This is a genomic window from Paenibacillus sp. GQ49, assembly GCF_059759055.1.
Genome location: NZ_JCAXEL010000004.1, coordinates 290,945 through 317,451, shown reverse-complemented (window position 1 = coordinate 317,451; position 26,507 = coordinate 290,945). Strand labels below are relative to the sequence as shown.

Below are 26,507 nucleotides of genomic sequence, written 5' to 3'. Positions count from 1 at the left end.
TCACCTGCTGCCTCATTAAATTCAGTGGGTCATGCCTCATGGGCGATTGTCCGATTCGTCTGTCTTTTTGCGTTTGTTCATCTGTTTGGCTTCCCAGAACAGACCTGTCAGCACATCCTTGATTCGTTTCTTGTCCTCTTCATCGAGTGGAATGCCGTCAAACATCAGATCATCATCGTCCTCAAGCATCTTTTTGAAATCACGACGGTCTTTGTATGTAGCCCATTCCGGTACGTCCTGAAGTTCAGCAGCACTCCCTGGTTCAATATAACCAGCCTGCTTCATCATCTCTGTATAGGGCACCGAGAGTGCATCTGAAATCTTGCGGATGGTGGCTGGTTTCGGTACACCCCGGACCCCGTTCTCAATACGTGAAATCTGTGAGTTGCTTATTCCGGCTGCTTCGGCGAGCTGATTGATGCTGTATCCCTGTTGCTCGCGCAGTTGTTTCATATAAGGACCAAAAGCGTGCTCCACAATTATGCCAACTCCTTCGATTCGTACAAGTGCTTGAGTTATAAAGAAGACAGTTGGATGGGGGAGGTAGGTGTGCGTTCAATGCCCGTTTCGGATTCGGATCGTTCTTTTGATCGCTGTTATCCCCAGATTTCCTATTTCCCTCTCTAAAGGGAGAAATCCGGGGATAAAGGCGAACGCTTCGCTTCTTCAGAATCGATTCCGTCTCCTTCACTGCGTATGCGCGTGATACACACCTAAGTCCCATCCCTAAAAATCTCAGTGGCTTCTTTATAAAAATCAAATGACTTATACGGAAGTTCATTAATTAAACAGTACTATAACGTATATATACCATTAGGTAAAGAGATATGAAACAATTATGCCAAAAGGCATAGGAAATGAGAGCGAAGGTTTTATTTTATCGTCAAAACGAACCAAAATGGAGGTTTACTCTGATCTCCAGAAAGTGGTATCCTCAAATAGAAACACGAACAGTATACGAACAAAATGTAAACTTGATACAGGTTAGAGTTTGGAGGAGTACCTTCCGAACAATGGAATTCTGCGAAATATAGTGATTTGGATTGATTCCAAAAGGCAACAGAGGAAAATTGAAGAATTGTCGTTACTTTTTTGGAGAACTGGACAACTCTATGAATAAGAGTCTTTTGCTATCGTTCAAAAAACGATGGCAAAGCAATATCATGTGAACGATAGAGTGACTTAATTGATTAATGAGAAGAAGTGCGGGAGATGAGATGGTTGCATGTTTAACTGTATAGTTGAACGGAAACGTAGAGGATAGAAATAACCTGAAGAAGCGGAGTTGAAAGTTTTCTGAAAGAAAGCTGCATCGGAAGCTTGTTCTATCATCAGAGTGAATATGCGAAGCTACTAGACTTTCATTCTATAGCGAATACTGAAGGAGGAAGATAAATATGGAATTGATGCTGCCCGAATTGGACCGACGCAAAACGCAAACAGCTGTTGAAGCTGCGCTGGAAAAATACCGAATCTATAAAACCATTGCATTTGAAGAAAGAGAGGTTATGGTGACGGCAAGTTATGCCGAGCGTTTCCACGGTGCAACCAATGTGACGGGGGATTCCACGGCGAGAACGGCAATCTACAATGTGGACGTGCAACGCGCACGTCAGGCATACTGCGATACGATTGATTTTGTTGTGTCCCGGCTGAGTGAAAAGGAACGTGTACTCGTCTGTGAACGATATCTGAAAGACGATGATGTGTTTGACTATAAAGTGTATAACCATGTGTTTGATCCACCTGTCAGCAAGGATACGTATACGAAGATTCGTACACGTGCTTTCTACAAAATGGCACTGGCTCTGTCAGATCGAGGTCTGATTAATATGGAGCCTTTGTCTGTGTCCCGCAAAGAGCGACAGAAGCTGGGCTGAGTGAGCGATTGAAGAAGTTGATCCTTTAATATCCAAGGTGGATTGGTTACAATAGTTGAACAAACCACAGTTGGTATCGCCAAAGGAGAGAAGTCTGCCATGTCGGAAGAAGTCGGAATGCAGGAAATGGTCACGTTGAAGACAATCGCAGAAACGCTCAATACGTCCAATGATCTGAACTTAATGCTGGATACCGTGGTCGGCAAATTACTGGAGTTGACCGGATTAACGGCAGGCTGGATGTTTCTGATTAATGAACGTGGAGAATATACCTGTGTTTCGGATTACAATCTGCCCCCGGCATTACTGCGTAAAAATAAAGAGCCCATGCGAACGGGTACCTGCTGGTGTGTGAACCGCTTTAAGGATGGTCAGCTCAATCATGCAGTCAACATCATTAACTGTAAACGTCTGGAGGATGCGGTGGAATTCCAATGGGGAGATACCCATGATATTACCCATCATGCAACCGTCCCGTTAAGGTCAGGTGAAAAGATGCTCGGTCTGCTCAATGTGGCTGCGCCAGCCAAGGAACATTTCAGCGACAGTGAACTTGCACTGTTACAGGGTGTGGCGTACCAGATTGGGAGTGCGGTAGAACGGATGAGATTGTATCGCGCGGAGCAGCGACGAGCTGATCTGTATGCCAAGCTGGGGGAGTTCAGCACGGCTTTGGGTCTTGCAGTGAACGAATGCAGCAATTCTGAGGCTTTTTCTTTAAAAGTTGTACAGCTGCTTGGGCAGCATTATGATTGGCCTTTTGCTACCATTATTCAGCAGAAAAATGGAATGTTCGTTTTGCAGGCAGCCTATGCAGATGATAAGGTTCGAACGTTATCAAGTGCTCCGTTATCTTCAGAAGTGGCAAGCCATATGAACCATGTAATCAATAGTCATCGTGTAACATCTCTGTCTGGGACACAGATCGCTGAGATACTTACCTTGTGCAAGCCTGACCAGACTATGAATTCCATTGCCTCGGGAATTGCTGCTCCCCTTCCGTACCATACGCCAGGGGAAACGGGAATTCTGGTGATCGGAATAGGAACATCAGGTCCTGCACAGGCGGACCGTGAAGTGTTGGAGGCATTGGCCGAACATATCGCTGCCTCATGGGAGAGTCTGAAGCTGGCGGAGAATCGCCGCGAACTTGCACGAATGGAAGAGAGAAACCGGTTGGCTCGCGATCTGCATGATTCGGTTAATCAGATTTTATTTTCACTATCGTTAACGGCTAAAGGCGCGGAAAGTATGTTATCCGGCTCCGAGCAGTTGCACCCGGCAGCGGAAGCGATGAAGGATATTCGGGCTTTGTCTCAGGAGGCTCTCAAGGAAATGCGCGCATTGATTATGCAGCTCCGTCCCGCGGGGCTGGAAGCAGGGCTGCTCCATGCGCTACAGGAATATGGCACCAGCCAGGGTCTTCAAGTGGTGATGAATCGGACGGGAATGCGGTCTTTACCACGTAATATAGAAGAAGCATTGTGGCGAATCGGACAGGAAGCGCTGAATAATGTACGGAAACACGCGGATGTTCCTTCTGCTGAGGTCACCCTCAAGTTAAGTAATCATGAAGTGGTGTTCACCGTCACAGATCAGGGAAAAGGTGGTGCGAACAGGCCAAAAGCGTCGTCTGGAAGCTCCCTTGGCCTGTCCATTATGAAGGAACGGGCTCAATCGCTCGGGGGCAACTTAGAAATAGTGAGTTATTCCCTCAAGGGAACGACAATAACGGCAGTCATTCCACTTCCGTTCGAATCTGTATAAAGTCAGGGGGAAGAAGAGATGCCGATTACGATTTTGCTCGCAGATGATCATGCGATGGTGAGACGGGGGCTGCACGTTTTTTTGACGACACAGCAAGACATGAAGGTTGTGGGCGAAGCATCGAACGGACAGGAAGCACTGGCTCAGGCGGAAGCGTTAAAACCTGACGTGGTACTAATGGATCTGCATATGCCGGTCATGGACGGAATTGAAACAGCCAGAAGGCTGCGCACGTTATTGCCAGCAACGCGAATCATTGTGCTCACCTCGTTTTCGGATCAGGATCATGTCGTTCCTGCTGTTCGCGCAGGAGTTAAAGGATATCTGCTCAAGGATATTGAACCGGAGGATCTGGCTGTAGCCATTCGCAATGTGCATGCAGGTCAGGTGGAATTGCATCCTGCCGCAGCAGGTCAATTGATGCATGTGATGGCTTCATCCGATTGGTCTATAAATGAACAGCAACCACAGCATATACCGACAGATCGATCAGCAGACGGTCAATTCCAAGAGCTTAAGCAGACGAAGAAATCCACTGAAGCATCCCTAGGTGGTCTGGATAGGCTCACTCGCCGTGAACAAGAGGTTTTGGGGCTGATTGCTCAAGGATTGAGTAACAAGGAAATTGCGGTTCAATTGGTCATCACCGAAAAAACGGTCAAAACCCATGTCAGTCATCTGCTCGACAAACTGGGGCTGGCGGATCGGACACAAGCAGCTCTTCATGCCGTAAGAAATGGCTGGGTCGTCTGACCAATTCCGACATATGTTCATACTTAAGTCGTATAAACTCAACCTAAAGGTTGAGTTTTTTGGTATTTCAAGTTAAGTCTATCTGCTGACGATTTGGATGCAAAAGAAAGGTAAGATAAGAATAGAAATAACAGATCGGTTGAAACATGAGAGTTTGAATTATAAAAAATCCAAGGAGAGTGACTTTGATGAATATCGTTATTTTGGCAGGCAGCAATCGGAACAATGCAACCAGTACACGTCTGGGAGAGTATGCTGTGGAGATTATTCGCAATCAGGGACATCAGGCCAGCCTGTTTGATCTGTATCAGACGCCACTTCCATTCTACGCACCAGATGAAAAACAAGCGGATCATGAACATCTGGCAGACCTGAATACACGTATGCTCGCGGCTGATGCAATCATCCTGTCTACACCAGAGTATCACGGCAGTATTAGCGGTGTGCTCAAAAATGCACTGGATCACCTGAGTCAGGCTCATTTCAGCGGCAAGCCCGTCCTGTCCATCAGCTCTTCTGGCGGAGCGGTGGGGGTAAGTTCGCTTTTACAACTGCAAGCGATTGTCCGCAATCTGCATGGCATTAATGCCCAAGAGTGGATTTCGATTGGTGGTGCGCAGCGAAGACGATTCGAAGTGACATTTGACGGATATGAAGAGTACGAAGGCAGTCAGGATATAGAGGACCGGGTGCAGCGGGTTATTGGATCGTTTTTAAATCTGGCCCAGACGTTAACGAATGCGCGGAATTCTACCATGAGTTGAGAACCAAGGAAGATGAAAAATCGGAAAAGGAAAAGAGGTTGAGCATTATGATTACAGGCATATTTGAAACACATTTGAACGTGACGGATCTGGAGAAATCCCATCATTTCTATGAAACGGTCCTTGGTTTACCTCATGCCTACGGGCAGAAAGAACGTGGGAACTCTTTCTACTGGATTGGTGGAAAAGGCAATGCCATGCTGGGATTGTGGCAAAAGGAACCTTCCGAGGTGAAACGTCAGCACTTTGCTTTTCATGTATCTCTGGAGGATATGAAACATGCGGTGGCTCACTTGGAGAACAAAGGAATCAAGACACAGAACTTCCTGAATGATGATATCGGTGAACTGTACGTCTTCGGCTGGATGCCTGCGGTATCTGTATATTTTAACGATCCGGATGGTCATTCGCTTGAATTCATTGCTATGCTCCCGGATGAAGCGAAGCCTGAACTTGGCATGGTGCCGTGGAGTCAGTGGGAGGAGATGCAGGAGAAGACCGTATGAGGATTGAAGAATTACAGTTATATACAACACGGCTGGAGGACCTCAAGCATTTTTATCGTGATACGTTGGGAATGGAGGTGTCCAATGCGACAGATCAGGCTTTCAACCTGGAGGTTGGAGGGACAAAGATGATTTTCAAACCGTGTGAAACAGATCATGAGCCCTTTTATCATGTGGCCTGGTCGATTCCGACGAATCGGTTCAAGCAAGCGAAGCAGTGGGCTGCATCACGTGTTGTTTTAAGCAGAGAAGGAGATCGGGATGAAACGTACTCTACTAACTGGAACTCTCATTCTCTCTACTTTGAAGATCCAGCAGGCAATATTATTGAGCTGATTGCTCATCATCGTATTCAGAACGAGAGTGACCATGACTTCTCCACTGAAGATATATTACAGGTGTGTGAGATTGGCCTGGTGACGGATGATGTTTTGTCTGTGGTGAATGAGCTTCAGCAGATTGGACTCACGCGATGGGGTGAGGTTAGTGATACCTTTGCTCCTGTAGGAGATGTACATGGTTTATTTATTGTGGTGAAGAAGGATCGAACATGGTTTTTCTCTACGCAAAAAGCACAGATCTATCCGCTGGAAGTATCCATCCATGGCGTGGGCAAGCTTCGAATTGGCTAAACTTTGCATTCCGGGGCAAAACGGGCATATGTGGAGCATTTCCATCATGTTATAGAAGTAAACGCTTTATTTATTAATTAGGATATATAAGTTGAACTAAATTTACACGATAAATGAGAGGACAGATCTTAGTTCAACTTATATAGTTTCTCTGATGGACTTACATATGATGAAGGGTGGTGGCAAGCTTGGATCGACGTTTGTTGGAAGAGGGACTATCGATTATCGTTTCCAGTCGGGAACGTACAGGAGATCTGTGGCACGCCCATTATGGGGCGGGTGCGATTGCGGCATATTTTTGGGTACGGGAAAATCGTCTCACTGCCCTTGCCGCCGGCAGTGTTACCGCCGAAGCAAAAGCCATGCTTCGCCAGCATGGAATCAGCCCTGGTCAGACCTCTCCGATTGGTGAGATGATGCCTAGGGAAGATGCCGAAGCGCGTATTACGGACGCATTGGATCGAACGATTGGAGAGCTGCACTGGGTTGGACACCAGGCCATCTACGGGGCAATCAGTCTGAAAGCTATTCGCGAACTGGATGGATGGGGCACTGCGGAGGACATTGGTCGGCTGGTTGAACTGATCGATTCATTCGATCGAACCATCCCGGGAAGATCTTGGATGAACACAACGCTGAAAGAAATTCGCAGTCTGAAGCCGGAAAAAAGCGACGGTTTTCCTGAGATCGAAGATCCAGTTCAGTTGTCACGTCTGATTCTGGATGAGCTTGGTGCGTTCCAGACCATATATCACGCGGAAGCGCATCATGATCTGATTGGTCATATGCTGACCTATGGACATGCGCTTAACATATTATATGAATTGGGTTATCCGGCATTATTCCACAAAGGCATTCCGCCTTTCCTTACCATGGTGAAGGCACTACGCTTAAGCCGAGATGTGGATATTGAACAGGAGATGCCGACATTGCAATCACCCGTAGACCTGCTGCCACTGGAACGAGCGGAACGATCAGTGGCGCTCCCTCATGAACTGGAATACTGGCTCACCGACAGACGTTCCCGTGACTGGAACGGAGGTCATATATTCAAATTCCCGTTCAGCTTCTATCATCATGCCAAGAACGGGGAGCCCGTACCTGAAACATGGGAGAACTTTCGTTATATCATCGCGTGAGATAAAACATACATTTCAGAAGGGGTGTCCGTCATGACGGACACCCCTTGTAGGCATTATTCTGGGTTTACCGAATTGTGGGCAACCTGTACCTTTTTAACGGGGCCAAATTTCAAGGATAAAAAGGATCAGCATGACTCTGGATACCAGCATGTATGGTGATTTTTGTACGGGCTGACGCGCTGCCCATATTCCCCAGGAACTCATAAGTGCAATACTCCCCCAGAACATCCATAAGGAGATGCCTTCGGGCGTAAATAGAAAGGACAGCTTGGGCAGTCCCCTGTTGCCAGCCCCAAGAAGAACAGTGGTCATATAGACGAGGGCAAGGAAAAACAACTCGAAGAGCAGGGTTTGCAGCCAGAAATAATAGATGTTGAACACTCGTAGCATGATGACTGTGATCAGGATGAACAGGATACCAACGGATAAGAATGTTGCCGCGGTCCATCCAATGAGAGATGTTGTTACAACATCTGTTTCCTGATATAAGATGTACATTGTTAAAGCATACATAGAGGGACCCGCCATATAACTGGTCACAGCAATCCAAAGATAGAAGAAATGCCTTTTTTTCATGATCATACCCATCCTTTATTGTACATAGGATTGGAAAAGCTGCTTATATCATATAAACATCATCAGGAATGGTTTGGTTGGATTATCCGGTAGGAGTTTCTCGCAAGAAACCGACTTTTAACCGCTGTGAAGGCGTCAGCAAATAGACTTTATCCGTACGGATTACCGTCAGCGCGAGTGGGAAAAGGCGGTAAAATGGTATTATCGGATCAGCAGCAAGGAAGACACACCGACAGCTCATACGCTAAAGTACGGACCGGCCATGGAGCCGGTTTTTTAATTCGGTGATTGCATCCTTGCCCTGATCGGGTATTAAAGACTAGATATATAAGTTGAACTAACGATTTACACGAGAACGAAGAGGACAGAAATAACCTGAAGAAGCGGAGCGTGCGCCTTTATCCACGGATTTCTACCTTTATATAAGTGGATCAAGAAAATCTGGGGATAACAGCGATCGGAAGGTTGTTCTGTCATCGAAGTGGCAAGTGTAAATATTCTGTAGTTCAACTTATATAGATAACAGGAGGCTACGTGATATGAAAACAGTATTGTATGTTCCACTGGATGATCGTCCAGCGAATCTGGATGATGTGATTGTGCAAGGGAAAGCAGCCGGTATCCATATCGTTACACCGAACCTGAGTGATATTAAGAATCGTCTGGACTCGGAGAAAACCGTAGATGGAACAACGCTGCTCGGCACCTCCACGCCGGTTTATGGCAAACCTTCCAAGATTCACGACTTTATTCTGAAACATGCTGCCAAGGTCGACGGATTCATTATCTCATCCGATATGCTCGCCTATGGCGGTCTGATTGGCAGTCGTCAGCTCCGCGAAGATGGAGGAGGCACCTATCCTGAGTACGATGATGAGACGACGAGGTTGCTGGATGTGATTCGCGTGATCAAGCAGAAATATCCACGCAAACCCGTATTTGTAATGGATACCATCATGCGTTTGGCTACGACCTCGTTTGCAGATGGCTTGGCGCTTGATGCATATAATGAGTCCCGTGCGTTGATGCAGCAGCCACGTCAGACATACACTGAGTTTGAGGATATTATCGAAGGTTATAACCTGTCCCCGGATGGAGTGGAATATGGGACAACGACCTATTTTGATAAAGAACAGTATTACAATACAAGACAGCATAAATTCAAAACAAATCTATACATTCTGGATCAGCTGGCTCGCACAGGTTATATCGATTTCCTCGCAGTTGGAGTCGACGATGCTAACACGCAGGGTGTTCAGATCAATGAAATCAAATATGTAGAAGCGCGGATCAATGAATGGCTGGGTGGAACCAATGGACAAAATCCGGATCGTGCTATCGTCTTACCTGATGCGGATGGTCTGGGGCACGCTTTGGTTGCTCGCATGGCGAACCAGTTGTTCCGAGGCGGGGCGAGGACACGTTATGGAGTGAAATATTTTGGTCCTCACGGCAATACCATCATTAACACGTATGAATACATGGATGTACACGAGAATGTGGTTCGTCATGTGGATATTGTAGGTGGTGTGCTTGTAGCGGATTCGGCATATCCTGAACCGGAGGTGGTGACGGATGCGGGTGCTGGCTTGGAAAATGAACAGCTAGTGGCTGTAGCAGCCGATCAAGTTGTCCCGTTTGACATGACCTCCGAACTGGATCGTATGACGAAGGGTCACCCAGGTAATTCCGGGGAGAACACGGGCATCGACATTGAGATTATCGCCATTACGGCTCTGGATCAGGTGCAGGCTGCGTTGGAGCAATTGACGCTGAATAGTGAGCAAGGTCTGCCTTCGGTATTGATTGATTTTGTGGGTAAAGGACCAGCCAATGTTGATGTTGCTGAAGCATTGCTCAACAGTCCATATACCGGACGGGTTCTCGGTTATAGTGCATGGAATACGCCAGGTAACAAGATCGGTATTGCTGTAGGTATGGGGCAGTCGAGGTACGCATTGATCACAACAGAGAAGCATGAGCATAAGTTGCGAGATGCTATGAATGCGCATGGCTCGCTGTTGTTTAAGCGTTTCCTGAAGGATTACTACTACAAAGCGGTAGCGATTGCAGAGATTCGCACGTATTCCCGAGCTCATGCGCTGTATACCAACGTGGCTACCCTTTCGGATCAAAATATGTTGCTGTTCAACTCAGAGGAAGACTATGCCCATTTGCAAACATTGCTCCGTGATTTGATGCAGACTTATACCACGGCGCTTGCGAATAAAACAGCCTTCCAGACAGGCAATGTGGCGATTAAGCAGATCTGTAATGACGAATTGTCCTATGCGACGTATAGCAATGCGCTGCTGGAATATACGAATCCTGATTTCATCTGGGGCCGTGCATTTGAGATTACGTTGAACCCGCAGGTTACGCTGAACTAAACGGTTATCTCACCATGGGCTCCTCATGTTTGGGATCATCACTGGTATGACTGTACTGCTTAATTTCGCCATTGTTAAAAATGATATATTGATACTTCGCTTCGAGTTCATCCGCGAATGTTACGGAGGCACCGTAAGGTGCTTCAGAGCTTTTTGAAGAGTAGGTACCTTGTACTTCGATAAGCTGTTCGGGTGAGTAACCTTTCTGTTCAAGTAGGTAAGTGGTTACCTGTTGTTCAGCATCATTTTTCTTGAGCGGATTACCAAGCAGTCCGAAGTAAGCCCAGCAGGATATCTCGAGTATAAATGCTAAGATGACAAGTGAAGTGATCTTGAATGTTTTACTCATAGTTATTTCTCCTTCTTTTACGTAAGCCACAATGAATTAGATAATGAAATATTAATATATTTGGATAAATTTATCAATTTTTTGAACTTAAAGCTTGCTTATATATTCTTTAAGATGATGATTCCAGAATCGTCTTTTTTCCACCCGAACGACGCCCTTAATCGCACCTAAGTCGTACGGAACACCATCCGCGCTAGGAATGAAAGGGTGTAAGATTGTATTATCGGATCAATAACAAGGGACGCACCGAAAGCACATACGCTAATGTACAGACCGGCCAGGTGGCCGGTCTTTTTGATGCGGTGAATGTAGTCCCGGTACTGGTTCGATAGCAATACAGACTCTGAGTTAAAAGGGGGAGTCTACTGCTGCTGCATTGTCGCTGCATGGTGTGGGCAGATCTCAAACTTGCAGCCAAAGGGGGCGAAATGAATGTGTCTATGAGAAATGAAATTAGTACTGTCATGAGCACCGGTAAAATGAGTAAGCTCATTAAAAAAACGCTGAAACAGAAGCTCGCGGTACTTGTTCCAGATTGGGACGGTCGTGTGCTGGATGTACCTGGGCCAGGCGAAGTGTTGGCTGGGCCTTGTGCAGTCGTTGCGTTTGCCGAAGAGGTGCCGAAGTCTGCTTGGGCGGGATATCGAAGGATTATTAAAATCTCACCATACGCTCGTCCGGAAGATGGTGGCGCTGAACAAGTGGAATCTTGGTCAGCCCTTCTAATTGAAGGGTTACACCAGGTAAGACTGGTGGATGAAGCAAGTGAGGCCTTCGCTTGCATCTATTTGGGTTCTTCAGATAGTGACCGGGTGGATGCAGGGTCTGGAATGCTTACACGCAGTCTGCGATTCGGAGTGTATGTTCCCGAAGACTCGGGAACTGCTCTCGTTGAAACAGAGGACGCGTGGTTAGCTGCGCTTCAAGGCTGGACACTGCAGGAGCTTGGCTCTAACTGGTCGGTATATGGGGATGCCTGGCCCGGAGGATATGAGATGCCGTCTGTGTTATGGCGATTGGCTGGATGCAGCACGTCTGTGGCGGGGACTTCAGCATTGGAGGTTCGACAACAGTGGATTGGGCATGTGCTCACCGATCATTCGGTGCTAACACGCCAGACCGTTACTCGGTTGGTAGAGCAACTTGCAGTGCAATCTCGTCTTGCCGTCACTGAAACGGGTGGCGAAGAGCACGAAGGTAACACGCGATATATCACAGTGGATGAAGTCACAGCAGATTTACAGGCAGATGCCTATCTGAACGGACAGATTCACCTGACGTTGCAACAGCGGATTCGTCGTCCGGGTACAAATGTACCTTTGATCCGTGAGATTTACCATAGCAAAGGGATGGAGTAAACGTTAGTCCAGAGGAACTTTCTATTAGAGGTTGTTCAAAAAGCCCGCTTTTGATTACAAAGGATGCCTAACGGCATCATCAGCATCGAATATGGAATTCAGCCGAATAAGCATATGCTTACGATGATTGTTTCCTTCGGAAACATGTAGTTGCTCACGTAGTTTTCCCTACGCTCTGCTACTCCATTTCTAACTTCATCCCATCTTCTCGGTACTGAAAACCGATCTTTTTGAACATGCACTTTTAAGAGTGGTTCCAGATTATAGCTTTGAAATGATAGATGTAGCTTCAACATTATAGCTTCAAATTCATAGGTTCATAGGATCAAAAATTCATAGATCAAGCTTAAAGATCATCGTTTCACGAAATTAGTAGTCCAACAAATGAGGTGAGATGGCAATGGCAAGCTCAGTGAAAAAAAGCAAACAGACAGCCCCGCGGTATACAAGGGCAGAACTGATGAATCATGCAGAAGCCCTCTTTGCCGTTAAGGCAGAGGTACTGTACGGTGCGCTGTACGAAGCGGCGCAAGAGACGTTTTCCATTGAAGAAACGCAAGAACGAATTAACCAATTTATGAAAGCGAAGGTGAAGGGATAATGGCAGGTGGAACTTGGGAGCAAACAAATCGTCCGGTCCTTCCGGGCTTATATATGAATTTTCAGGCGGCAGCATCCTCAGCCATTCAGGCAGGTACACGGGGAACGGTCGTTGTGCCAATTAAGGCCAACTGGGGACCGGTAGGAACTTTTGTTGAAGTAGGGAGCGAAGCGGCGATTGAACGTATCTATGCGGCGAATGTGCTGGACAACGGTACGGCTTATACGTCTTTGAAGCTCGCCCTGTTGGGTGGGCCGAAGAAGTTACTCGCTTATCGGGTAGCAAGTGCTACCGCCAAAGCCGCTACGCTTACTTTGAAGGACAGCAGTGATGCCAATGTGCTGCAACTGGATGCGAAGTATCCGGGGGATCGTGCAAATGGATTCTACGTCACCATCCAGCCAGGTGTGATTGACAATACGAAACATGAAGTGCGCCTTTTTGAAGGTAACCGGATGTTGTATGCGCTCCTGACTGCGAATATTTCAGCAGCTTCTCTGGCAAAAGAGATTAATGCGGATGAACAAAATGTCTGGGTAACGGCTCAGGCGATTGGCGATGGTGCAGGTGTAGTTGCAACAATTGCGGGTGCGGCATTCAAAGGTGGCGTAAGTGGCAACGATGACCTGACCAATGCAGAATACATTGCTGTACAGGGCGCGCTGGAAGGGGAGCAATTCGACGTCTTGGCTTTGGATCAGGCGGCAGATGCACCTCTGCTTGCGAGTTTTGCGGCATGGGTGAAACGTGTACGTAGTGAAGGTAAACCGGTGGTGGCTGTATTTGGCGGTTCCGCAGCGGATGACACTTCTGCTACAGCAGCACAAAAAGCGGCAGCACGTTCGCTTACGCTCAACCATGAAGGTGTGATTAATGTTGGTACAGGCGTGCGCCTTGGAGATGCATTCTACACCTCGGCGGAAACGTCTGCTTATGTTGCAGGACTGATCGCCGGACAACGTCTGAACCAATCCACAACCTATGCAGCTACTCCGTTCGATGATGTGACACGTCGCTGGACGCGCGCAGAACAGGAGCAGGCGGTACAAAATGGCGTATTTATTTTCTTCCATGATGGACGTCAGGTGAAAGCACTTCGCGGTGTAAATACACTTGTAACTCCGGAAGCTGGACAGAATAATGCGTGGAAAAAAATCCGATCCATTCGTGTGTTGGACGCGATCAACACGGATCTGCAACGTTCCGCGGAAGATACGTATATCGGTAAAGTAAACAATACCGAAGAGGGTCGTCAGGCACTGATTAGTGCCATGAAGGCCTATTTGGCATTGCTCGCGCAGAGCAATGTGATTGAAGCTGACGGTTATGATGTCATTCTCGACCCGGCTTATTATGGTGCTGCACCAGTTCTCAAACCGGAAGCAGATCAGGTATTCCTGCAATGGAATGTAAAGCTGACGGATGTGATGGAGCAGTTGTTTGGTACATTTTACGTGCAATAAGGTTGTGTGAAAGGAAAGAAGCGTTTTCTTGAATAAATACTATACGTTGAACTGATGGTTTACACGATAACGGAGAGGGCAGAAAAAATCTGAAGAAGCGAAGCGCTCGCCTTTATCCACCGGATTTTCCCTTTATTATGAAAAGGAATCAAAAAAATCTGGGGATAACAGCGATCGGAAGATTGTTCTGGCTTCGGAGTTATACGGTGTAATACTTATTAGTTCAACGAACCCAAGGAGGAAAATATATGTTGGATGCGTCAAGAGTAATTCTCGGTACCCATGGTCAGTTGCATATCGATGGTGTGTGGCAGACAAACATTAACAAGTTGGAAGCGAGTGTAGAGATTGAAAAGCGTGAGTTGAACCTGGTCGGTAACGACTGGAAGGTGCACAAAAACGGCGCAAAAAAAGGAACAGGCACGATGACGGGCTACAAAGTCACTTCGGATATGATCCAGCGCGGCTTCACCAAATTCGAGATTATTTCCAAGCTGAACGACCCTGAATCGTATGGACATGAGAGTGTATTGCTGAAAGGTTGCATGGTGGATAAAATTCAGCTTGCCAACTGGACAGCGGGTGAGGAAGTACCGGAGGAAACGGGCTTTACGTTTGAAGGATTTGAATTGCTGAATCCGATTGTGGCGAACTAAAAAGGACTTTAATGGAGGCCGAGATGATCTCGGTCTCTTTGTTGTCTACTTAAAGCAAATTTAGTATCTACACGATAACGGAGAGGACAGAAATAACGTGAAGAAGCGGAGCGTTCGCCTTTATCCCCGGATTTTCCCTTGAAGAGGGGAATCAAAAAAATCTGGGGATAACAGCGATCGGAAGGTTATTCTGTCATCGGAGTGGCTAGTGTAACATTATGATTACCAAATGTGAACAAGAAGGAGATAACGCCCGATGAGTATGAATGAAAATATGTCCGAAGAACAGATTTTGGATCAGTTGTTTGAAGCAGCAGAACGTTTGCCCGAGGAGAATGTGCGCATTCAGCGTCTGGATCTGCTGTTGACCTTGCGTGGACTGACGTCTTCCAAAGTGGATCACATTCGCGAACGCTGTACGATTCGAAAAACGACCAAAGGCCGCACCGAGGAAAAGGTGGATACCGAAACGTTTAACGCGCTGCTCATTTCTGAAGCAACGGTGAAATTAAAAGTCCGCAGCCTGGAATTGTCCGGCTGGGGGGATACCCGTATTACTGGCCGTATGAAGCTATCTGGTGGCGAACAGGCGGTACGTCGTATGTTGCTGGCTGGTGAATTGGATGCTGTAGGTGATAAAGTACTGGAGCTGTCCGGCTTCGGTGTGGAGATTGAAGACCTAAAAAACTGATTCACTCCGGCGGGATGACCACGTTCCTGTATCACATGTGGGTGCGTCATCATCTCCGGCCCGGAGAGTTCTGGTCTTTGCCACGCGGGGAGCGCTCGCTGTTGATTGCATTTTCTGAAGAGGAAATGACAGCGATAACCTCGCAAATGAATCGATAACGATATAAGGCAGGAGGTGAAAAAATGGCAGAAATGATTGTAGGTTTATCCAAGTCCAATGCGGAAATGCGGACAACCCTTCGTTATCTGGATCAGATCCAACGCTCAACCGAACGTCTGGGCAGAGTTCGTTATCAGAGCCTGATTAAGGTGAACAATGAACTGAGAATGACTGGGCGCAGACTGGAAAGTATCTATAGTACCGCTGTACGCTTGAGTCGATTGAGAATCACACCAACGATTGGTCTTAATGATCAAGCTACTCCAGTACTCCATGGTTTGATTGGGAAAATGAAACAGATTCGTTCTAAGCTGTTGCACGCTACAGCCAAAGTACAGTTTAAAGTCAGACATCAAATCTCAGGAGTATCCGTTAATGTAAATTCTCAGCCATTGATCGATGCTTTGAATACAAATACCCAATCTATTAATATGCTGAGTACCAAGCTAGACTCTATCAATATTGGAGCGGCACCAGCGGCCGAAGCGAAACCGAAAACTTTTTTGCAGAAGATGAAAGGTATGTTTGATCGTGGGAAATCAATCTCATCTGGTGTGGGGAAAGTCTTTGATGCAAGAAATAGTGGGAAGAAGCTATGGAAAGAAATCACAACACCTGCCACACCGGGGAATAAATTGAAAAAGGCGTTCAAGGTTACAAAACGTGGGGCAAAGTTTGTGAATGATTTCTCGTCCGCAGGGTCCGATTTGATCGGTGGATTCGACGGATTGTGGGGCGATGTAAAAGGTCTCTTTGGTGGAAGCGGAAGCGGAAGTGGGGCAGGAGGCAGTGGTGGGTCTGGCATCATAAGCAAGCTTGGTGGCAACCTCGTTAAAGGAGCGGGAAAATTGTTCGCACCACTCCGTATGTATAACAATATTAAAGAACTTGCAAGCGCCCCACCTGAGGATCGTGCTCGTGCGATCGGTTCTGTTGCTGGTAATGCAGTAGGGACTACGATTGGTGGTATTCTTGGCAGTGTGATTCCGATTCCGGTAGTTGGGAACATGCTGGGCGGTTCAATAGGCGGTTGGCTGGGTGAAAAGGCAGGCGGTTGGCTGGGTGACAAGGTAGGTGGATTCCTAAAAAACAACGCGGAAGACATCTCAAAAGTAGCAAAATTTGCTTCTGAGGGAGCGAGTTACGTGGCGGAGAAAACGACGAATTTGTTCAATGGGGTTGCAGGTTTTTTTGGTTTCGGTTCTAAAAAGGAAGAGCAGACCGCCCCAGCCGCAGCGGTCATAACGTCACCCTCAACACCTGTAGCAACGCAGACAACACCCCCTCCACCGATAGCACCTCAGATGCCGCCTCCATACAGGCCGGCAGTTCTATCGATCACCGGTCCAGAAGCCTACATGAACAATCGATTTGGTTCACCGACGGCTGCGGGTCTTATGGGAACAAGTGTGATGCAATCCCAAGCGGTAGCAATGAATAACGCGGGTCAACCCAATGAGAAAGCTTCGCCGCTCACAGTGCGTATTTCCGAAGAACAGATGAGCAGTCTGGCAGGTTACCTTAAGGATTTCAAAACGGAAACGACGAACCAGATTGCTGTGAATATTGCACCGGGTACGGTACAAGTGACCGTTCGGGAGAACGCTATTGATTATGACGCAGTTTCTCACCAGGTGGGGCAACGTATCTCTAACGAGTTCCGCCGTGCGATGCAAAATCGCAAAACAATTATGGCCTAAGCAGAAAGGAGGCCGCAGATATGTCAGTACTTGAAGATAAAGTTGGTCCTAACAAAATGTCATTTACGTTGAAGGACGGCAACACTCCATTTCAATTCCCAGTGAACCCTGAAGAAGTTAATATTTCCAGGTCTAAGGGATATGAAACGGTCAATATGTTGGAGCATGGCGAGTTTGATTTTGCACAAGGGGAGAAGGTGAAGGAGATCACCTTCTCTTCTTTTTTTCCGAAACGATATGATCCGTCCTATTGCATGGATGAAAAATATTTTCTGGATCCACGCGTGGCGATGAATGTGTTGAACACTTTTCTCATCTCCAAAAAGCCACTGCGTTTCATCATCTCCGAAACCGGAGTGAACGTTCCTGTATTTCTTGTTTCGCTTAATTCGAGCTTTCGCGGCGGGGAGACGGGAGATATTTATTTCGACCTTACCCTGCGAACCTGGCGGGATTCCAAAGTGGAGAAGGTCGGTTCTGCGGCATCCGGGGGCAAGTCAGGTTCTCGTACCGATTTGAAAAAGAGTAGCAAGACCTACACCGTCAAATCTGGCGACTCCCTGTCCAAAATAGCAAAGCTGGAGCTGGGTAGCAGTTCCAAATGGAACGAGATCTACAAGCTCAACGCAAGGATCATCGGGAGTGATCCAAACCGGATCAAGCCCGGGCAAAAGCTGGTGATGCCATGACCTACAAGGTCATTGTCGACGACAAATATGACATCACCAAGCTGGTGGAGACGATTACACTGAAGGACTCGCTCGACCAGATTTCTTATCAGGCCAACATCCGGCTGGCGGTGTCTGCGTCTTCCGGTCTGCCTTCGATCTCACCGGGCATGGTAGTGCGGATTAGCGGGGTTCCTTTTGGCGAAAAATCCATGGTTCATCTGTTGCATCCTGCGGTCATCTGGGAGGTGGAAAGCTCGAACAGCGGCACCAAGCGGCTGTCTCTCACGGTGTACGACCGGATGATTTATCTGGAAAAATCGGAGGACGAGTTCCTGCTGCCGAAGGATCAGACTGCTACGCAACGACTTAAAACCTACGCCAAAGAGTGGAAGATTCCTTACGCTACACTGCCGGATACCAAGACAAAGCTGGGCAAAGCCGTGTATCGGTCACAGACGATCTTCTCGATGATGTTTGCCGATCTGAAAGAAACGGCGAAGTCCGGCGGGGACATGTACCATCCAAGGATGACACCCGGCGGGTTGCAGCTCTTCAAGGTCGGAAGTAATGCAAAGGTGTATGAGCTGGATCGACTGATTGATCTGACCCAGATGCGTACGCTCGAAGGAGCGGTCACCAAAGTTAAAGTGATGGCAGCGTCGGAGTCTGGCAATGGCAAAGAAGTTCCTTCCAAAGTGCTCGCGATTGAGCAGGATAATGTGGAAGAACTGGGTACATTGCAAAAACTGGTCGAGGACGATCAGGTGAAATCGACAACTGCCGCGAAAAAACTGGCGAAAAGTCATCTGACGGGTATTCAGGAGACCTTTACGATATCAGCACCGGATGTGAATACGATTCGTGCTGGGGACGCGGTGTTGTTAAAAGGACTGAAGCTAATCGTCATGTCGGTCAGCCGTGATCTGTCCGCTGGGCCTGGAACGATGACGTTGGAACTGGGTACAGCTGAGATGGTGAAAAGGAGGTATTACCTTGAATAAAGATGATCCGTATGGGCATTTTGCCGACGTCATGCGGGGTGCGATGAGCACCCATTCTCGTCAGGCTGTGAGCGGGATGGGCGCGGTATTGGGGACGATGACCTCGTCCGGCGTGAAGCTGGATGATTTCAAGCACGAAGTGCAGGATTATCTCGTGGCCGAGTTACCGGGCACGCTTGGACTGCCGGAGCGCGAGGCTGCTGGCGCGATCTCGGGTATATCTGACGTGGCATACGGCGGGACGACGGGCACGGGACGGTTTCTTTTGCAAGAAGAGGAAGTGGAAGAAACGGTGTTGTCTCTTGGCAAAGGTCTGAAAGCCGGAGATCGCGTACTAGCGATGCGAGTGAATGGCGGTAACGACATTGTGGTGCTGTGTAAGGTGGTGAGTGCGCATGCCTAGTTTATTCCCGGAAACGGGAGTGGTATGGGGGGATGAGGAGGATCTGTCGGGGGCGGCTTCGGAAGAGGTGCGCTTTGGGCGGAGCTGGCGATTCGATTATGATGCAGGGGATTTTGTATTGACCCCAAGTGGCAAAGTAGCTGCGGCTGGTGGGCATGAAGCCTGGGTACAGTGGTGCATTAAGGCCGTCAAAACGCCAAGATACAGACATGTGATCTATTCCCGAAACTACGGTTCGGAGCTGGAGGATCTGGTGGGTCAGGGTGACAGCCGGGGTGTGATGGAAAGTGAGATTACTCGGATGGTGACGGAGACGTTGCTGGCTGATCCACGCACGGATTCGGTAGACCAATTTGCGTTCGATTGGAATCGGGAACAGTGCATGTTCTCGTGTCGGGTGGCGAGTGTGCAGGAAGAGATGTTTATTCTGGAAAGTGAGGTGATCTGACGGGATGGCTGAGATTCCGCGTTATTTGGAGGACCAGACGGAGGAACAGATTATGCAGCGTATGCTGGATCGTCTGCCCGCGGATCTGGATAAGTCGGAAGGATCGTTTCTGTGGGATGCGGAGGCTCCGGTTGCGTTTATGCTGTCTGAAGCGGCATTGTGGGCGCAGGAATTACTTCGGCGAGGGTTTGCTAGTACTGCGGCGAGCAGTGATCCGAATTTTCGTTCGGAAGAGCTCGATCTGCGGGCAGGAGAGCACGGCATCACGCGGCGGGCTGCTGTGGCGGCACAAGGTGCAGTGAGGTTCATGGGTACGCCGGGGAAAGTTGTGCCTGTGGGCACGGTCGTGGCTACACTCGCGGATGAAGTATCTGCTGAAGCTTCGCTCGAATATGAGACAGTGGGACGTTTGGAACTGGATGCAGATGGTTCCGGGGTGGTAGGCGTGCGAGCGCTTGTTGCCGGAAAAGAGAGTAATGTGCCTGCGGGCACGGTAACTGTGCTGTCTACACCTGTAAGTGGCGTGACTTCTGTCACGAACGTTGATGTGATCAAAGGCGGTGCAGATATTGAGGCCGATACGGCGTTGCTGGAACGCTTTTATGCCAAAGTCCGCAACCAAGGGACAAGCGGCAACAAATCACAATATGTGCAATGGGCCAGTGAAGTACCAGGTGTAGGTGCAACGCGTGTCATTCCGTTATGGCAGGGGCCAGGCACGGTGGGAATGTATTTGCTGGACACGGACAAACGTGCCGCAGGTACTGATCTGGTGGCAGCGGTACAAAAATACGTTGATCCCACGCAAGATGGGCAAGGTGAAGGTGTTGCGCCTGCGGGGCCAGTGGTATCCGTGATGCCCGCCGAGGAAGTGCCAATGAACATTCAGGTGAAGTTGACGCTGGCAAGTGATGCGACACTCGCCGATGTACGAGCGTTGATCGAACGCGGAGTGACCGCGTATCTGAAACAGTTGGCTTTTGCCGATCCACTCGTTCGTTACACTCGCATTGCCGCGATTCTGCTGGACATTCCGCCCATTATCGACTATTCGGAGCTTACCGTGAACGGTGTAAGTGACCAGAATATTGAGATGACCGCGAGTCAGGTGGCCGTGCTGGGGACGGTGGATGTGCATGAGTAGTGTTGGGCACATGGTGGACGAGCAAGCGATTTTGGAGTGCGGAGACCAAGGAAAATCGGGAGAACGCCGATCCGGATTGAAGCTGGTGAGCGAGATGCTCCAAGACGATGTGCAAGGAAGGGAGGGGACAGGGCATGATTGCTCCTTCTATTGTAGATGTTGGACTGACGAGTGAGAAAGGGCGGGAGTTGTTCTCGTATTTGCCAAGGTATTACGAGACTTCGCGTGTGATGCAGGCCGATATGCAGACCAAAGGAACCGAGATGGATCTGCTGTATCAGGCGTTAGATGAGACGTTGGAGCAGTTTTTTGTGCGGACGGCGACGTGGGGGCTGGACTTCTGGGAGCAGGAGCTCGGCATTGAGACGGATCGTCTCAAACCTGTGGAGCAGAGGCGTGCCGTGGTGGAGTCAAAGCTACGTGGGGCCGGGAAGTTTTCTGGCAGGCTGGTGGCGAACGTGGCTGAGGCGTATGCCGGGGGCAAGGTGGATGTAACTTTTCAGCCGGAAGCGTGGAGTTTTACGGTGAGCTTTGTGGATACGATGGGCATCCCGCCCAATATCGATGATCTCAAACGGGCGATTGAAGAATTGAAACCGGCCCATATGACCGTGGAATATAAATATCGTTATCTGGTCTGGGATGATCTGGACGACAAACAGATGACATGGGACGAACTCGACGCCGCGTCCTTGACGTGGAATGAACTGGAGGTGTGGGCGTAATGCCAAAAGAAACAGATCGACTGAAATTACCTCTTCCCTTGGGGAACGAGAATGTGACCCGGGAGAGTATTAACGGGATTTTTGAAAAGATTGATGCAGGTGTGGCGACACATGATGAAGTCGAAGCGTTACGCCAAATGATGAGCGAGATGGACATACCGGATGCATCCCTTACGGTAAAAGGTAAGGTTCAACTATCCGATGCAATTAATGATACTTCGACAGATAAAGCCGCCACACCAAATGCAATTAAGCAAGCTTATGATTTGGCAAATGAGAAACAAAACGCTATTAAGCTTGTCAATAACTTTGCTACACCTGAGGCAGCAATTACATTATACCCTGAGGGGATATCTGTATTTTATGTTGGTGGAGGTGCAGGTGGGCAAGGGTTGGCTTGGAAGACAGCAACGGGGGCAAACGAATCTTTTGGGTATGTCGAAACTGTAAAGGTAGGCACAGGGGGCTATCAGACATATACAGAGATGTATTCTGGCACCGATCCGGCTAATCAGACTAACAACAAGCATTACAAGCGTAACAAACGTGACAGCAACACATCATGGCAACCGTTCGAACGAGTTCTTGATGTGGATGACTACAACGCAATAGTAGCTTATGTGGATGAATCTAACCTATGGGGGGCGTTATAGATGAAGGGAACACCAGTCGTAGCATTCGCCGGGGGACTAACCACTAGTTTAACCACCGTCTATACAGGCAAGGTAGGCAAGGTCTTCACTATCAAGTCAATCATTGTATCCAATAATAATAGCGGTCCGATGAAGTTCACCATTTACAGTGGAAATTACCCTATCACTTGGGCTGCTACTATCCCCGGTTCTGGTTCTTTAGTAATTCCGGTAGTTGACCAAGTTGTTTTGCCTGGAGAAACAATACAAGTGAGATGCGACAGCGGATTGGTGAACAATGTAACCATGCGTATAAGCGGAATCGAAACAGAAGGATTATTGAGTGGTTTGGGGTTGAGGGTTTCGAGACAATTCACAAACAACACGTACAAAGTTTTTTCAAGTCCAGGAAAAAAGAGAATCCTTAAATCTATGGTCATTTGTAATTTGTCCGGGGAAACACCGGAAGTGCGGATTATGGTCGGAGATTATTCGAGCGGATACACCTTCAACAATGACCTGGCAACGTTCTATAAAATCTTGCCGTATCAAACAATCATTGTTCCGTTCATGGATGCAGTAATTGATAGTAACGAGACGTTAATCGTTACACAAGTAGCATCTAATCAACAACTTGTGGTCCATGTTGTAACAAAGGATGTGTAATAATGCCGACACTTGATAGTTACTCATTGAATAATTATAGGTTGGATGGTCCAGATAAGGGAAGGAAGTTTGCTTCAGGGTTTGGATATAACTTAGGTAATAAAAGATTTCTTTACTCAGATGGAACTGCATTTACCTGCGGATATATAAGTGTTACCAATCTGGATTTTTTACCATCGCAAATCATTATCACTTTTCATGATGATGAGGATTTTATATTGGGTTATAATTCCAAAAGAATAGATAACGGCTATCCTGTGTACAACGGGTATAGATGGACAAGCACAGGAACAATGTGGGTTGATTTCCGAGTAGAGGACAAAAGCGCTGGCAGAACTTATATCACAAACGGTGGATTTCAGGTACCGTTGCCATATTTTGAATTGACATCAAGTCCATTTTATTGGAGGGCATACGAATAATGAATATTGGGATTAGAATTATATACGATCAAGACGGTGAGATCATCTATCGAGCTGGTGAAATACAAGGTGATGTACTTCCGAGGAAGGAAATCACTGAACTACATTACATCGATTTGGAGTATGGGGCAATCGATTATCACACTCATCGAATTGTCAGTATCGATCCTGCTACGAAACAACCAGTTTTAGAGGAGCTTCCCATTGTCGAAACACCAGAACAGCAGAAAATAAAAGAATTGGAAGAACAGATTTTGTTGTTAGCCAATGAAAATACAGGAGGGATCTTGTGATGGTAAATGAAGTTGTGGTACGTATTGCAGCAGAAAGAATCTTGAATAAAGGACTTAATCCAAAGACCAGCCAAGTATACCTGCTTGATGACATCACCAATGACGATTACCGTCAAGCCGTTGAGAATTACATTTTGTCAAAAACCGAAGGAGTTTAACAAGCGTACCTACGTGGTGCGCTATTTTTATGCCCTGTGGAGCAGCTGGTATTTAAAAACCAAAGGAGGTGAAACCATGGAACGATGGGATACCCTATGGAAATGGGGAATTGCACTCATGAGCAGCTCGGTAACCTACTTCTTCGGAGGTTGGTCAGGCGTGCTGGGCGTATTGCTCGTATTCGTCATCCTCGACTACCTTACTGGCATCGCGGCGGCGGGCATGAGTGGCAAGTTAGAAAGTAATGTTGGGATGTTCGGTATCGCACGAAAGGTATTTATATTTGCAATGGTATCGGTGGCTCATCTGGTGGACGGTGTTCTGGGAGACGGACATTTGTTCAGGGATGCGGTCGCCTTTTTTTATATCGCAAATGAATTGTTGTCCATTATCGAGAATGGGGGCAAGTTGGGCGCTCCGATTCCGCCTGTGATTCGGCAAGCCATTGAAGTGCTCAAGGGCAAAGGGGGAACCGGGGAACTCCCCGGTAACTTCTCCCCGAAGGGCAAAAATTCTTTTTCCAATCCAGAAACAGAGGATGTTGAACCTTCTGAAACTCAAGATAACGTTAAATAGTTTGAAATATTTTTAGTGTCTTCTTTACTATACCGTTGCTGAACACCGCAAGTGTAGTTTTTTTGAACTATACATCTATACAGATTGAACTTAACATTTTCACACAATAACGGAGAGGACAGAAAAAACCTGAAAAAGCGAAGCGGTCGCCTTTATCCCCCGGATTTTCCCCTTTATAAAGAGAATCAAAAAAATCCGGGGATAACAGCGATTGGAAGGTTATTCTGTCATCGGAGTGTCCGTGTGAACAAGGCTCAGTTCATATCCAACACATCAGGGACACGCACACAAGCAACCCCTAACTCAACCGCATTAAATATATACAAACGGCAAATTGCCGCATAAAGGGTGTGAGAAACATGCAAACGAGAAGTTCGGGCAACACACAGGGCATTGACGTCTCCCGATATCAGGGCAATATTGACTGGGCCAAAGTGAAGGCAAGTGGCATGACATTTGTATTCATCAAGGCAACTGAGGGACAGACATATACCGATCCAAATTACCAGAAAAATGTAACAGGTGCACTGGCGGCGGGCATGCTGGTGGGAACGTACCATTTCTTCCGCGCGACATCTACCGATGGTGCCAAGGCAGAAGCGGCACATTATGCCAACACACTTAACAAAGTTGGAGGCGCAAAGGCCTTACAACTGCCACCCGTTATGGACTACGAGAACAACCCCGGCAACCTGAGCAAAGCGCAGATGAATACAGTTGCCAAAGCTTTTTTAACCGAATTACAACGTCTGACAGGTGTAAAACCGATTATATACACGGGCAACTCATTTGCCAGGAATTTTGACACATCACTCAGCTCATACGATCTGTGGATCGCGCGTTACAGCAACACCCGTGTACCGGATGACCAGCCGGCATGGAAGCGTTGGACGTTCTGGCAGTATACGGATTCAGGCAAGGTGAATGGCATTAGTGGCAACGTGGATATGAATGAATTCGAGGGAACAGCGGCACAGCTCAGAGCAAGATACGCAGCAGCAACTCCGAAACCACCGGAGCCATCCAATCCGACGAATCCAAGTCATCCGAATCCACCAACTGAACCACCGAAAGGGGGCGAACCGATGACAGCCGAAGAGAAAGCAGCGTTTGATGCGCTCAAATCCCAGGTCGACAAACTGCAGGCGCGTCAGCAGATGGAAGTTCCAGTATGGGCGAAAGCAGCTGTGGATGCAGCACTGGCATATGACACCAAAAATCCATTGTTCAGCATCGATAATGGGGCGAGTTATGATTTTTACCGTTTTATTACCGTGATGCATCGCAGAGGTTTGTTTAAAAAGTGAGCTGATTCTTAGCAAAGTAGAATGTTGATTTTATATAAATGTGGATTGAGTGGAGAAGGAACACGAGACGCCTTTTGTCGAACTGTGTTCCTTTTTTGTGTTTTGTGTAAGTAATATTAACGCATATAATAAAGTTGAAGACTTATGTCTGTAAATCTCTTGTCTAATTGATTAATGTGATGTAAAGTAAGTTACACGAAATTGTTTTTCACCACAGTTTATTTACACAATCCTCCTCATCATGACAAAACCATAACATATGACGTTATTGTAATGTCTCCCTGTTGTACAATCCAACATCTCAAGATGACTCGTTCATACATTTTACACATCCAATCTGCAAGAGAAAGCCACCACCTTAAACAACTTACACGATTCATCAAACAACCTAGCCTATGTTGAGTTTCTTTCGTCCGTATTGCAAACGATACCTAGTCCAGCTCCCACACTCCATATTCCATACTCAAAATGATCCGCGACCCGCTCAAGGAGCAGACTTTATAGCATAGCCAGCAGCGTAGTATCCATATGCCCATCAGTATTTTTAATCTACCAATTTAAACTTGCTCTTACCAGTCCATACCCACTCGCTGTTGCTTATTGACCTAAGTTCAAATAAAACGCAATAATCTCATTCAATTTCATAAATTCATCTCACAAGATACGTTGTTGA

30 protein-coding genes are annotated in these 26,507 nt (G+C 47.4%); 27 read left to right on the top strand and 3 right to left on the bottom strand.

Translation table 11 applies throughout. The features are described from left to right. Window positions 1-36 precede the first annotated feature (36 nt). Window positions 37-480: a helix-turn-helix domain-containing protein gene (locus tag AC6CIF_RS10765; RefSeq protein WP_082219000.1), complete on the bottom strand. Its 444-nt coding sequence runs from the start codon at window positions 478-480 to the stop codon at window positions 37-39. A gap of 917 nt (window positions 481-1,397) precedes the next feature. Here AC6CIF_RS10765 and AC6CIF_RS10760 point away from each other — a divergent pair. The 7 genes from AC6CIF_RS10760 to AC6CIF_RS10730 all read left to right on the top strand — a co-directional run bounded on the left by AC6CIF_RS10760 (window position 1,398) and on the right by AC6CIF_RS10730 (window position 7,441). Next, window positions 1,398-1,880 (top strand): ArpU family phage packaging/lysis transcriptional regulator, encoded by a 483-nt coding sequence (locus tag AC6CIF_RS10760; protein WP_017690187.1) that lies wholly within the window; start codon window positions 1,398-1,400, stop codon window positions 1,878-1,880. Between the two features lie 99 nt (window positions 1,881-1,979). Beyond that, a complete protein-coding gene (locus AC6CIF_RS10755; protein WP_498199571.1) occupies window positions 1,980-3,647 on the top strand; it encodes a GAF domain-containing sensor histidine kinase in 1,668 nt (555 codons plus the stop codon). Window positions 3,648-3,665: 18 nt separating this feature from the next. Continuing rightward, a complete protein-coding gene (locus AC6CIF_RS10750; protein ID WP_498199569.1) occupies window positions 3,666-4,400 on the top strand; it encodes a response regulator in 735 nt (244 codons plus the stop codon). Window positions 4,401-4,588: 188 nt separating this feature from the next. Then, window positions 4,589-5,164 (top strand): NADPH-dependent FMN reductase, encoded by a 576-nt coding sequence (locus tag AC6CIF_RS10745; protein WP_498199568.1) that lies wholly within the window; start codon window positions 4,589-4,591, stop codon window positions 5,162-5,164. A 47-nt stretch (window positions 5,165-5,211) separates the two neighbouring features. Continuing rightward, window positions 5,212-5,670 (top strand): VOC family protein, encoded by a 459-nt coding sequence (locus tag AC6CIF_RS10740; protein WP_498199567.1) that lies wholly within the window; start codon window positions 5,212-5,214, stop codon window positions 5,668-5,670. Further along, on the top strand, window positions 5,667-6,302 hold the full coding sequence (locus AC6CIF_RS10735) for a VOC family protein (RefSeq protein WP_498199565.1): 636 nt from the start codon (window positions 5,667-5,669) through the stop codon (window positions 6,300-6,302). Before AC6CIF_RS10740 ends, AC6CIF_RS10735 begins: the two co-directional genes overlap by 4 nt. Before the next feature lie 179 nt (window positions 6,303-6,481). Next, on the top strand, window positions 6,482-7,441 hold the full coding sequence (locus tag AC6CIF_RS10730) for a hypothetical protein (protein ID WP_498199564.1): 960 nt from the start codon (window positions 6,482-6,484) through the stop codon (window positions 7,439-7,441). Window positions 7,442-7,537: 96 nt separating this feature from the next. Here the strand turns inward: AC6CIF_RS10730 and AC6CIF_RS10725 are convergent, their stop codons facing one another. After that, window positions 7,538-8,020 carry a hypothetical protein gene (locus AC6CIF_RS10725; protein ID WP_498199563.1) on the bottom strand — a complete coding sequence of 161 codons (483 nt, stop codon included), beginning with the start codon at window positions 8,018-8,020 and terminating at the stop codon, window positions 7,538-7,540. Between the two features lie 539 nt (window positions 8,021-8,559). On the opposite strand from AC6CIF_RS10725, the gene AC6CIF_RS10720 reads away from it, so the two are divergent. Further along, window positions 8,560-10,410 (top strand): DUF4127 family protein, encoded by a 1,851-nt coding sequence (locus tag AC6CIF_RS10720; RefSeq protein ID WP_498199562.1) that lies wholly within the window; start codon window positions 8,560-8,562, stop codon window positions 10,408-10,410. Between the two features lie 4 nt (window positions 10,411-10,414). Here AC6CIF_RS10720 and AC6CIF_RS10715 read toward each other — a convergent pair whose 3' ends face one another. Continuing rightward, the gene (locus AC6CIF_RS10715; protein ID WP_498199560.1) at window positions 10,415-10,759 is read right to left on the bottom strand and encodes a YfjL-like protein; all 345 of its coding nucleotides are present in this window, start codon (window positions 10,757-10,759) and stop codon (window positions 10,415-10,417) included. Window positions 10,760-11,193: 434 nt separating this feature from the next. Here AC6CIF_RS10715 and AC6CIF_RS10710 point away from each other — a divergent pair, with 434 nt between their 5' ends. The 19 genes from AC6CIF_RS10710 (at window position 11,194) to AC6CIF_RS10620 (ending at window position 25,834) form a co-directional block, all read left to right on the top strand. Next, window positions 11,194-12,117, top strand: a complete 924-nt coding sequence (locus tag AC6CIF_RS10710; RefSeq protein ID WP_498199559.1) for a hypothetical protein — start codon at window positions 11,194-11,196, stop codon at window positions 12,115-12,117. 400 nt (window positions 12,118-12,517) lie between these two features. Continuing rightward, on the top strand, window positions 12,518-12,718 hold the full coding sequence (locus AC6CIF_RS10705) for a YqzN/YkzM domain-containing protein (protein ID WP_017690177.1): 201 nt from the start codon (window positions 12,518-12,520) through the stop codon (window positions 12,716-12,718). After that, window positions 12,718-14,181: a phage tail sheath subtilisin-like domain-containing protein gene (locus AC6CIF_RS10700; protein ID WP_498199557.1), complete on the top strand. Its 1,464-nt coding sequence runs from the start codon at window positions 12,718-12,720 to the stop codon at window positions 14,179-14,181. The genes AC6CIF_RS10705 and AC6CIF_RS10700 overlap by 1 nt, the downstream gene beginning before the upstream one ends. Before the next feature lie 248 nt (window positions 14,182-14,429). Beyond that, window positions 14,430-14,837: a phage tail tube protein gene (locus AC6CIF_RS10695; RefSeq protein ID WP_124117078.1), complete on the top strand. Its 408-nt coding sequence runs from the start codon at window positions 14,430-14,432 to the stop codon at window positions 14,835-14,837. 256 nt (window positions 14,838-15,093) lie between these two features. Continuing rightward, a complete protein-coding gene (locus tag AC6CIF_RS10690) occupies window positions 15,094-15,528 on the top strand; it encodes a phage tail assembly chaperone (RefSeq protein ID WP_017690174.1) in 435 nt (144 codons plus the stop codon). Window positions 15,529-15,710: 182 nt separating this feature from the next. Continuing rightward, on the top strand, window positions 15,711-17,387 hold the full coding sequence (locus AC6CIF_RS10685) for a hypothetical protein (RefSeq protein ID WP_498199555.1): 1,677 nt from the start codon (window positions 15,711-15,713) through the stop codon (window positions 17,385-17,387). A 56-nt stretch (window positions 17,388-17,443) separates the two neighbouring features. Continuing rightward, window positions 17,444-18,076, top strand: a complete 633-nt coding sequence (locus AC6CIF_RS10680; RefSeq protein ID WP_498199696.1) for a LysM peptidoglycan-binding domain-containing protein — start codon at window positions 17,444-17,446, stop codon at window positions 18,074-18,076. Next, window positions 18,073-19,059 (top strand): XkdQ/YqbQ family protein, encoded by a 987-nt coding sequence (locus AC6CIF_RS10675; RefSeq protein WP_498199554.1) that lies wholly within the window; start codon window positions 18,073-18,075, stop codon window positions 19,057-19,059. Before AC6CIF_RS10680 ends, AC6CIF_RS10675 begins: the two co-directional genes overlap by 4 nt. Next, the gene (locus AC6CIF_RS10670; protein ID WP_498199552.1) at window positions 19,052-19,462 is read left to right on the top strand and encodes a hypothetical protein; all 411 of its coding nucleotides are present in this window, start codon (window positions 19,052-19,054) and stop codon (window positions 19,460-19,462) included. The genes AC6CIF_RS10675 and AC6CIF_RS10670 overlap by 8 nt, the downstream gene beginning before the upstream one ends. Further along, on the top strand, window positions 19,455-19,910 hold the full coding sequence (locus AC6CIF_RS10665; RefSeq protein WP_498199550.1) for a DUF2634 domain-containing protein: 456 nt from the start codon (window positions 19,455-19,457) through the stop codon (window positions 19,908-19,910). Before AC6CIF_RS10670 ends, AC6CIF_RS10665 begins: the two co-directional genes overlap by 8 nt. A 4-nt stretch (window positions 19,911-19,914) precedes the next feature. Next, a complete protein-coding gene (locus tag AC6CIF_RS10660; RefSeq protein ID WP_498199549.1) occupies window positions 19,915-21,054 on the top strand; it encodes a baseplate J/gp47 family protein in 1,140 nt (379 codons plus the stop codon). Between the two features lie 134 nt (window positions 21,055-21,188). Beyond that, window positions 21,189-21,779, top strand: a complete 591-nt coding sequence (locus AC6CIF_RS10655) for a YmfQ family protein (protein WP_498199547.1) — start codon at window positions 21,189-21,191, stop codon at window positions 21,777-21,779. Beyond that, window positions 21,779-22,432: a phage tail protein gene (locus AC6CIF_RS10650; protein ID WP_498199545.1), complete on the top strand. Its 654-nt coding sequence runs from the start codon at window positions 21,779-21,781 to the stop codon at window positions 22,430-22,432. Before AC6CIF_RS10655 ends, AC6CIF_RS10650 begins: the two co-directional genes overlap by 1 nt. Next, window positions 22,433-23,077, top strand: a complete 645-nt coding sequence (locus tag AC6CIF_RS10645) for a hypothetical protein (protein WP_498199544.1) — start codon at window positions 22,433-22,435, stop codon at window positions 23,075-23,077. It begins immediately after the preceding gene. Between the two features lie 2 nt (window positions 23,078-23,079). Then, a complete protein-coding gene (locus AC6CIF_RS10640; RefSeq protein WP_091033901.1) occupies window positions 23,080-23,499 on the top strand; it encodes a hypothetical protein in 420 nt (139 codons plus the stop codon). Further along, on the top strand, window positions 23,499-23,792 hold the full coding sequence (locus AC6CIF_RS10635; RefSeq protein ID WP_091033898.1) for a hypothetical protein: 294 nt from the start codon (window positions 23,499-23,501) through the stop codon (window positions 23,790-23,792). Before AC6CIF_RS10640 ends, AC6CIF_RS10635 begins: the two co-directional genes overlap by 1 nt. Beyond that, entirely contained in the window at window positions 23,792-23,950 is a 159-nt protein-coding gene (locus AC6CIF_RS10630) for a hypothetical protein (RefSeq protein WP_091033896.1), read from the top strand. Before AC6CIF_RS10635 ends, AC6CIF_RS10630 begins: the two co-directional genes overlap by 1 nt. 76 nt (window positions 23,951-24,026) lie before the next feature. Beyond that, window positions 24,027-24,527, top strand: a complete 501-nt coding sequence (locus AC6CIF_RS10625) for a phage holin family protein (RefSeq protein ID WP_498199542.1) — start codon at window positions 24,027-24,029, stop codon at window positions 24,525-24,527. A 359-nt stretch (window positions 24,528-24,886) separates the two neighbouring features. Next, window positions 24,887-25,834, top strand: coding sequence for a glycoside hydrolase family 25 protein (locus tag AC6CIF_RS10620; protein WP_498199540.1), 948 nt, complete (start codon window positions 24,887-24,889; stop codon window positions 25,832-25,834). Window positions 25,835-26,507: the final 673 nt, after the last annotated feature.